1 protein-coding gene is annotated in these 10,249 nt (G+C 43.0%); it reads right to left on the minus strand.

All coding sequences use genetic code 11. The features are described from left to right. A partial coding sequence (locus EWU22_RS11095; RefSeq protein WP_161566849.1) for a hypothetical protein occupies positions 1-10,249 on the minus strand: 10,249 nt, incomplete at both ends.

Here is a 10,249-nt window from a genome sequence, read left to right on the forward strand (position 1 = left end):
TAGTAGCTCCTGAGAATGTTAAATCTTTACTTCCACTATAAGAGCTTACTGTGTTACCATTCGCATCTTTCGCTGTGATCGTAATCGTTTGACTCGTGCCTGCTGTCTGCGTGCCACTTCCTGTGATTACAAACTTATTGGCTGAACCTGGGTTAATCGTAATGCTTCCACTTGTTACGGCTGTTCCGCTAGCTGGGGTAAACGTGAATGTTCCTGAACCTACCGCTCCAGTATATTTCAAGCCTAAGCTTGTCAAGTTCGCTACTCCACTCACAAAGTCAACCGCATTGCTCAACTTAGTCGTGCCACTTAAGCCACTGATACTACCACTTAAGCTCGTGCTTACAGTGATGTTATTTGTTGAGGCATCAAAGCCAGTCACCACGTTGCCATAAGCATCCAAGGCTGTTAAGCTGTTCGTACCTGTAAAACCTACTCCGTTGATCTGTGGTCCTGCTAAGCTCAAGGCTAATTTGCTGAATACCGCTGGGCTTACACTCACACTCAAGCGATCGGATCCACTCGTTGTTACTGAACCATCAGTAGCTACGATCAAGGCCGACTCTACTTTGTATAAGCTCATGCTTACCGTCGCTACTCCATTACTAAATGTCACACTGGTCGCGGTACCAAAGTCTGTACTCGCTACAGTTGGATTAGTTGCAGGGCTGCTTGATGCATTAGCTCCACTGAATGTAATCGATTTAGCTCCCGTATAAGCTGTTGCTGTATTACCACTCGCATCTTTGGCTGTAATCGTAATGTTTTGACTACCACCTGCTGTCTGCGTGCCTGTTCCTGTAACAATGAACTTCGTAGCAGAACCTGCTCCTATGCTCACACTGCCACTCGTTACTGCCGTTCCGCTCGCTGGCGTGAACGTGAATGTGCCTGTACCTGATGTTCCGGTAAATATTAAGCCTAGACTACTTAAATTGGCTGCACCTCCTGAGAAGTCTGTTCCTGAATTTAACAATGTGGTTCCTGACAATCCAGAAATAGCACCTGTCAAACTAGTACTAACTGTAACATTATTACCAGCAGCATTAAAGGTTGTTACTAAGTTACCATAAGCATCCAAAGCTTGTAAGGTATTAGTACCCGTAAAGGCCACACCACTCGTTTGAGGACTTGCTAGACTAACTGCCAGCTTGCTGAAACTATTAGCAGATACCGTTACAGGAAGTTCATGGTGATTACCAACCGCAACTAAAGTTCCATCTGTTACTTGAACAACGGCATTTTCAGCTTTATACAAGGCTAATGAAACGGTGGCAATACCAGAAGTAAAGTCTGCCGATGTATTAGATCCAAATGCTACTCCATTAGCAGTTGGTGCAGTTGCTGGACTTGAAGAACTAGATGCACCCGAGAATACTAAAGTCTTGGTTCCTGCATAAGATGTAACAGTATTATGATTTGCATCAACAATACGTATGGTGATCGACTGAGAAGTTCCAGCAGTTTGCGTTTCAGTTCCAATAATCATGATATGATCCGCTGGACCAGGACTCATGGTAATACTACTACTTACAGCTGCCGTTCCTGTGGCCGGAGTGAATGTAAATGTTCCTCCACCAATGGTACCTGAGTATTTCAATCCAAGGCTAGTTAAATTAGCCACACCACTGACAAAATCTCCTGCACTGGTCAATTTATTCGTTCCAGATAATCCAGAGATTGTTCCAGTTAAGGTTGTCGTAACTGTCACATTATTTGCACTTGCATCAAAATTGGTAATGGTATTACCATAAGCATCTTGAGCAGTTAATGTATTTGTTCCAGTAAAGGCTACTCGGTTAGATTGAGGAGAAGTTAAATTTACCACTAGCTTATTGAAAGTACTAGGACTAACCGTTACAGTCAAGCGATCAGAACCAGATGCACTAATACTTCCATCACTTAATGCAATGTTAGCCACTTCTGCTGTGTAAAGAGCCAAGGTAGTAGTAGCAACACCATTCGTGAATGTTAAAGTAGCACCTGTATGAATATCTTGCGCTGTCGAATTTTTATCAATTACTGTTGGGTGAACAATTGGATTACTTGAATCTACAGCACCAGAGAAGGTCAAAGCATGGTCTCCAGTATAAGAAGTTACAGTATTACCATTGGCATCTTTTGCCGTAATCGTAATGACCTGTGTTCCGCCTGCCGTTTGAGTAGAAGTTCCAGTAACGACCAAACGAGTAGGTACTCCTGAACCGATTGATACATTACCCGAAGTAACGGCAGTTCCTGAAACAGGAGTGAATGTAAATGTACCAGTTCCTACCGTACCTGTAAATTTCATTCCTAAGCTTGACAAGTTGGCGACACCATTGCTAAAGTCACCTGCACTCGATAATTTATCTGTACCTGATAGACCAGAGATACTTCCTGTTAAGGTAGTCGTTACCGTAATATTATTTCCTGATGCATCAAAGCCAGTCACTATGTTTCCATAAGCATCCAAGGCCGTCAAGGTATTACTACCTGAGAAGCTAACTCCATTTGCCTGAGAACCAACCAAACTAACGGCTAATTTCGAGAAGCTGGCTGGACTCACTGATACAGCAAGACGATCTGAACCACTCGTTGTTACTGAGCCATCCGTTGCTACAATCAATGCCGACTCAACTTTGTATAAGCTCAAACTTGCCGTTGCTACTCCATTGCTAAAGCTCACGTTTGTGGCAGTGCCAAAGTTTGTACTCGCTACTGTTGGATTAGTTGCTGGACTGCTTGATGCATTGGCTCCACTGAATGTAATGGATTTAGTTCCCGTATAAGCAGCCGCGGTATTGCCACTAGCATCTTTAGCTGTAATCGTAATCGTTTGACTACTACCTGCAGTTTGAGTACCTGAACCTGTTACTATGAATTTGGTAGCCGAACCAGCATTAATCGTCACATTGGCCGAAGTAATTGCTGTGCCAGATTGTGGAGTAAAGGTAAATGTTCCAGTACCTGTAGTTCCAGTGAAGATTAAATTGGATGTTAAATTGGCTACTCCATTCGTGAAATTACCAGCCTGATCTATCACATTAGCTGAATAACCCGATATTGTACCAGTTAATGTACTTGTGATAGTAATTGGGTTGGCACTGGCATTAAAACCTGTCACCGTATTACCATAAGCATCTAAAGCTGTCAAGGTATTTGTACCTGTAAAGGCCACTCCATTTGCTTGCGAACTAGCTAAACTAACGGCTAATTTACTGAAGGTAGCTGCTGAAACTGCCACAGTCAATCGATCAGAACCAGCTGTTGAAATACTTGCATCCGTTGCTGAAACCGTTGCACTTTCTGCATTAAACAAGATCATATTAGCCGTAGCAACACCACTAGTAAATGTCATATTAATGGCAGTACCAAAGTTCACTCCACTTACTGTTGGATTTGTTGCTGGACTAGGAGAACTAGTTGCTCCTGTGAATGTAATATTTTTAACCCCTGTATATCCTGTAGCTGTATTTCCATTGGCATCTTGAGCTGTCAATGTAATTGTTTGTGATGAACCTGCTGTTTGACTAACATTTCCAGTCATCACCAATTTAGTAGCTGTTCCTCCACTTATGGATATCGTAGCACTGGTACCTGAGGCACCTCCTGTAGCAGAAGTAAACGTGAATGTTCCTGATCCAGATGTACCCGTAAATATCATGCCTAGACTGGTCAAATTCGCCACTCCACTCACAAAATCTCCTGCATTGGTCAATTTATTTGTTCCAGATAATCCTGTGATTGCTCCAGTTAAGGTAGTTGTCACTGTAACATTATTGGTACTTGCATTAAAGCTTGTTACCGTATTACCATAAGCATCTTGAGCCGTCACTTGGTTCGAAGATGTAAATGCTTGTCCATTTGTTTGTGGAGTAGATAAGGCTACAGCAAATTTGTTTAAGCTAGTTGGAGAAACAACTACCGATAGACGATCTCCACCACTAGTTACCAATGCTCCTTGGGTAGCTACTAATGTAGCCGTTTCTGCCTTATACAATTTTAAGGTCGTAGTTGCTACACCGTTTGTAAATGTGATTGTTGTAGCTGTTCCAAAACTCACATCTGCACTTGTTTTATCCGAAGCTGTTGGATTAACAACTGGATTTGAAGAAGAAAGTGCACCTGAGAAGGTGATGGACTTATCTCCAGTGTAAGATGGTACAATATTACCACTTGCATCTTTGGCACGTAGCGTAATTGTTTGGGATCCACCAGCAGTTTGCGTACCTGTTCCAGTTATTTCTAAACGACTTACTGTACCTGGATTAATCGTAACATTACTACTTGTTATAGCGGTTCCAGTAGCTGGAGTATAGGTAAATGTACCTGTTCCAGAAGCTCCTGAATAAGTAAATCCTAAACTAGTTAAATTAGCTACACCTCCAACAAAATCGTTAGCATTGGATAATTTATTCGTACCAGATAAACCTGTGATTGTTCCTCCTAGACTATTAGTAACTGTAACGTTGTTCGTTGAAGCATCTAAATTAACTGTATTACCATACGCATCTTGAGCAGTTAAGGTATTTGTTCCTGTAAAGGCCGTTCCCGAAATTTGAGGACTAGCTAAACTAACGGCTAATTTACTGAATGCTCCTGGAGTAATATCCAACGGTAAATTACCTCCTCCACTCGAACCAATAGTACCATCAGTCACACTGACTGTTGTTAATTCAGATTTATATCCTTTTAAAGTACTAGTTCCTACTCCATTAACAAACGTTACAACAGTCGTTGATCCGAAATCAATATCAACAGCATTCTTGTTGCTGGCAGTAGGTACTTTTGATGGTGTAGTAGAAGTCGAGAATATTAAATTTTTATCACCAGCATAACTTGTTACTGTGTTACCACTAGTATCTTGTGCGGTAATCGTGATAGATTTGGTGCTACCTGCAGTGATGGAACCTGGAGTAGCAGTTATCACTAATTTAGTAGCTGCTCCTGGATTAACTACCACATTACCACTTGTTACGGCTGTTCCTGTTGATGGTGTAAAAGTAAATGTTCCTGTACCAATAGTACCTGTAAAAATCAATCTACTTGTCAAATTAGCTACACCACTTACAAAATCACCTGCTGCATTCAATACAGCTCCGCCGTTCAAACCAGTGATCGTTCCTGTTAAAGTCTTGCTAACAGTAATATTGTTCGTGGATGCTGTAAAGCTTGTCACGGTATTACCATAAGCATCTTGTGCTGTTAAGGTATTGGTTCCTGTAAAGGCTGTTCCATTCACCTGTGGGCTAGCTAAGCTAACTGCCAATTTCGTCATGGTTGATTCGGAAACAGTTACCGATAATCGATCTGAACCAGCTGCTACATTAGATCCATCCGTTGCAGCTATGGTTGCACTTTCTGCTTTATACAAGATCATGCTTGCAGTTGCCACTCCATTTGAGAAGCTAATATTAGTAGCTGATCCTATGCTTGTTCCTGCAATGGTTGGTGCAGTAACTGGAGATGATGAACTATTAGCACCTGAGAAAGTAATGCTCTTCGTACCTGTGTAAGTAGTTGCTGTATTTCCATTCGCATCTTTCGCTGTTATGGTAATTGTTTGGCTACCTCCTGCTGTTTGAGTTCCAGTTCCTGTTACTACCAATTTAGTCGCTGCTCCTGAGTTGATGGTAACAGACGAACTAGTCGCTGCTGTTCCAGTAGCTGGAGTGAAAGTGAACGTTCCTGCTCCTGATGTTCCTGTGAACTTCAAGCCTAAGCTAGTTAAGTTCGCTACTCCACTAACAAAATCACCCGCTTGGTTCAATACATTGTTAACTCCACTTCCTAAACCACTTACTGTTCCAGTTAAACTTGTCGTTACAGTTACATTATTTGCATTAGCTGCAAAAGTCGTTACTGTATTACCATAAGCATCTTGAGCTGTTAAGGTATTGGTTCCTGTAAAGGCTGTGCCGTTGATCTGAGGACTCGTTAAGCTCACTGCCAATTTCGTCATCGTCGATGGACTCACTGTTACGTTCAATGTTCCTCCTGTATTCGAGTTGATTGTTCCATCAGTCGCATTCACTGTTGCAGATTCTGCTTTGTACAAGACCATCGATCCTGTAGCCACACCTGCTGTAAAGGTCAAGCTTGTTGCTGTACCAAAGTTCGTAGCTGCTACTGTTGGATTTGTTACAGGACTCGATGATGCCGTCGCTCCACTGAATGTGATATTTTTTGCTCCTGTGTATGTTGTTGCCGTATTACCACTCGCATCTTGCGCTGTTATGGTAACTGTTTGACTACCCCCTGCTGTTTGTGTTCCAGTTCCTGTTACTACTAATTTCGTAGCTGCTCCTGAATTAACTGTAATACTTGAGATCGTTGCCGCTGTTCCACTCGCTGGAGTAAAGGTAAATGTTCCTGCTCCAGATGTTCCTGTGAACTTCAAGCCTAAACTTGTTAAGTTCGCTACTCCACTAGTGAAATCGGATACATTATTCAATACATTCGTTCCTGATAATCCAGTGATAGCTCCTGTTAACGTACTTGTAACAGTTACGTTATTTGTAGCTGCACTAAATGTTGGAACGGTATTTCCGTATGCATCTTGTGCTGTTAAGGTATTCGTTCCAGTAAAGGCAGTTCCATTCACCTGTGGTGTAGCTAGGCTTACTACCAATTTACTATAGCTCGCTGGACTTACTGTTACTGATAAACGATCGCCTCCCGTGGACGAAATAATGCCGTCTGTTGCTGATACAGTTGATGACTCTGCTTTATACAATACCATCGTTCCACTCGCTACTCCATTCGTAAAAGTTAAGCTTGTCGCTGTGCCAAAGTCTGTAGCACCCACTGTTGGTACTGTCGCTGGGCTACTCGAGGTGCCTGCTCCAGAGAACGTAATGTTCTTAGCTCCGGTATATGTGGTTGCTGTATTACCATTCGCATCTTTCGCTGTAATGGTAACTGTTTGGCTACCGCCTGATGTTTGAGTGCCTGTTCCAGTCACAACCAATTTCGTGGCTGCTCCTGATCCAATACTTACATTGCCTGATGTAGAAGCTGTACCTGTCGCTGGAGTAAAGGTAAAGGTTCCTGTTCCAGATGTACCTGTAAATGTGATGGCTGAGGTCAAATTAGCTATACCGCTCACAAAATCACCTGCAGCATTCAATACATTTGTTCCAGATAAGCCTGTAATTGTCCCAGTCAATGTGGTAGTAACCGTCACATTATTCGCACTCGCATCAAAGCTAGTTACTGTATTACCATAAGCATCTTGCGCCGTTAAGCTATTCGTGCCTGTAAAGGCTACACCACTGCTTTGTGGACTAGTTAAGCTAACTGCAAATTTACTAAAGGTAGCTGGTGATACTGTTACAGATAAACGATCTGAACCTGTAGATGAAATCGTGCCGTCGGTCGCTGATACAGTCGATGACTCCGCTTTATACAATACCATCGATGATGTCGCTACTCCATTCGTAAATGTTAAGCTAGTTGCTGTACCAAAGTCTGTAGCACCTACCGTTGGTACGGTCGCTGGACTACTCGAGGTGCTCGCTCCTGAGAACGTAATACTTTTTGCTCCGGTATATGTCGTTGCCGTATTACCATTCGCATCTTTCGCTGTTACGGTAACTGTTTGGCTACCTCCTGCTGTTTGAGTGCCAATTCCTGTTACTACTAATTTCGTAGCTGCTCCTGGATTTACTGTAATGCTTGAGCTAGTAGCTGCTGTACCAGATGATGGGGTAAAGGTAAATGTACCTGCACCTGTGGTTCCTGTGAATGTTAAACCTAAACTAGTCAAGTTGGCTACTCCAGCAACAAAGTCTCCTGCATTGGTTAATTTATTGGTTCCTGATAATCCAGAAATACTACCCGTTAAAGTGGTACTAACTGTTACATTATTTGTTGATGCATTAAATGATACGGTATTTCCATAAGCATCTTGTGCCGTTAAGGTATTCGTTCCTGTAAAGGCTGTGCCATTCACCTGTGGCGTTGCTAGACTTACTGCCAATTTACTATAGCTCGCTGGACTTACTGTTACCGATAGACGATCGCCTCCTGTAGAAGAAATCGTACCGTCCGTCGCTGATACAGTCGATGATTCCGCTTTATACAATACCATCGTTCCACTCGCTACTCCATTCGTAAATGTTAAGCTTGTCGCTGTGCCAAAGTTCGTGGCTGCTACCGTTGGTACTGTCGCTGGACTACTCGAGGTGTTCGCTCCTGAGAACGTAATATTCTTAGCTCCGGTATATGTCGTTGCCGTATTGCCATCCGCATCTTTTGCTGTTATGGTAACTGTTTGGCTACCTCCTGCTGTTTGAGTGCCAGTTCCTGTTACTACTAATTTCGTAGCTGCTCCTGGACTTACAGTAATGCTTGAGCTGGTTGCTGCTGTTCCAGTTGCTGGAGTAAATGTAAAGGTACCCGAACCAGATGTGCCAGTAAACTTCAAGCCTAAGCTCGTCAAGTTCGCTACTCCACTTACAAAATCACCTGCTTGATTCAATACATTGTTAACTCCACTTCCTAATCCACTAGTTGTTCCAGTTAATGTACTTGTTACCGTTACATTATTCGTATTGGCTGCAAAAGAGGTCACAGTATTACCATAAGCATCTTGTGCTGTCAAGGTATTGGTTCCTGTAAAGGCTGTACCATTCACTTGTGGACTCGATATGCTTACTGCTAGTTTGCTGAAACTAGATTCAGATACTGTCACGGATAAACGATCACCTCCTGTAGAAGAAATCGTGCCGTCAGTCGCTGCAATGGTTGCCGCTTCTGATTTGTATAAAATCATCGATGACGTTGCTACTCCATTCGTAAATGTTAAGCTTGTCGCTGTACCAAAGTCTGTAGCTCCTACCGTTGGTACGGTCGCTGGACTACTTGAAGTGCTCGCTCCTGAGAATGTAATGTTCTTAGCTCCCGTATATGTCGTTGCTGTATTGCCATTCGCATCTTTCGCTGTAACAGTTACAGTTTGGCTAGCTCCTGCTGTTTGAGTGCCAGTTCCTGTTACTACTAATTTCGTAGCCGAACCAGAGTTGATAGTAACAGACGAACTTGTCACTGCTGTTCCACTTTGTGGCGTGAAAGTAAATGTTCCTGTTCCTACTGTTCCTGTAAATATTAATTTCGTCGTCAAATTGGCAACTCCACTTACAAAGTCACCTGCATTGCTCAACTTGTTCGTGCCTGATAATCCACTGATTGCTCCTGTTAAGCTCGTGGTCACCGTCACATTATTCGCACTCGCGTCAAAGTTACTTACTGTATTGCCATAAGCATCTTGCGCTGTTAAGGTATTCGTTCCTGTAAAGGCGGTTCCATTCACCTGAGGTGAAGCTAGGCTTACTGCCAATTTACTAAAGGTAGCTGGTGATACTGTTACGGCTAATTCATGTGAATTTCCTGTCGCATTAATCGTTCCATCACTCGCTGTTAATAATGCACTTTCTGCTTTGTATAAAACTACGGAAGCTGTAGCCACACCATTCGTAAATACAATACTCGTCGATGTACCAAAGTCTGTACCATTCGCTGTCGCTACTGTCACTGGACTACTTGAACTATTCGCGCCGGAGAACGTTAAACTCTTCGTGCCTGTATAGCCTGTAGCTGTGTTATGACTCGCATCTACTGCTCTAATCGTGATCGTTTGAGATTCCCCTGCATTCTGACTGGCATTACCCGTAATCATCATGTGGGTCGCTGCTCCGGAATTTATCTGTACACTTCCACTCGTTACTCCTGTGCCACTTTGTGGTGTGAAAGTAAAGGTGCCTGTTCCTACTGTTCCAGTAAATATCAATTTCGTAGTCAAGTTCGCTACTCCACTTACAAAGTCTCCAGCATTGCTCAACTTGTTCGTGCCTGATAATCCACTGATTGCTCCTGTTAAGCTCGTGGTCACCGTCACATTATTCACACTCGCGTCAAAGCTACTTACTGTATTACCATAAGCATCTTGTGCCGTTAACGTATTCGTGCCTGTAAAGGCGGTGCCATTCACCTGTGGTGTTGCTAGGCTTACTGCCAATTTACTATAGCTCGCTGGACTTACTGTTACCGATAAACGATCGCCTCCTGTTGAAGAAATCGTGCCGTCGGTCGCTGAAACAGTCGATGACTCCGCTTTATACAATACCATCGATGATGTTGCTACTCCATTCGTAAATGTTAAGCTTGTTGCTGTGCCAAAGTCTGTAGCACCTACCGTTGGTACGGTCGCTGGACTACTTGAAGTGCTCGCTCCGGAGAACGTAATGCTCTTAGCTCCCGTATATGT

This window comes from Aquirufa nivalisilvae (assembly GCF_004307455.1).
Classification (GTDB): Bacteria; Bacteroidota; Bacteroidia; order Cytophagales; family Spirosomataceae; genus Aquirufa; species Aquirufa nivalisilvae.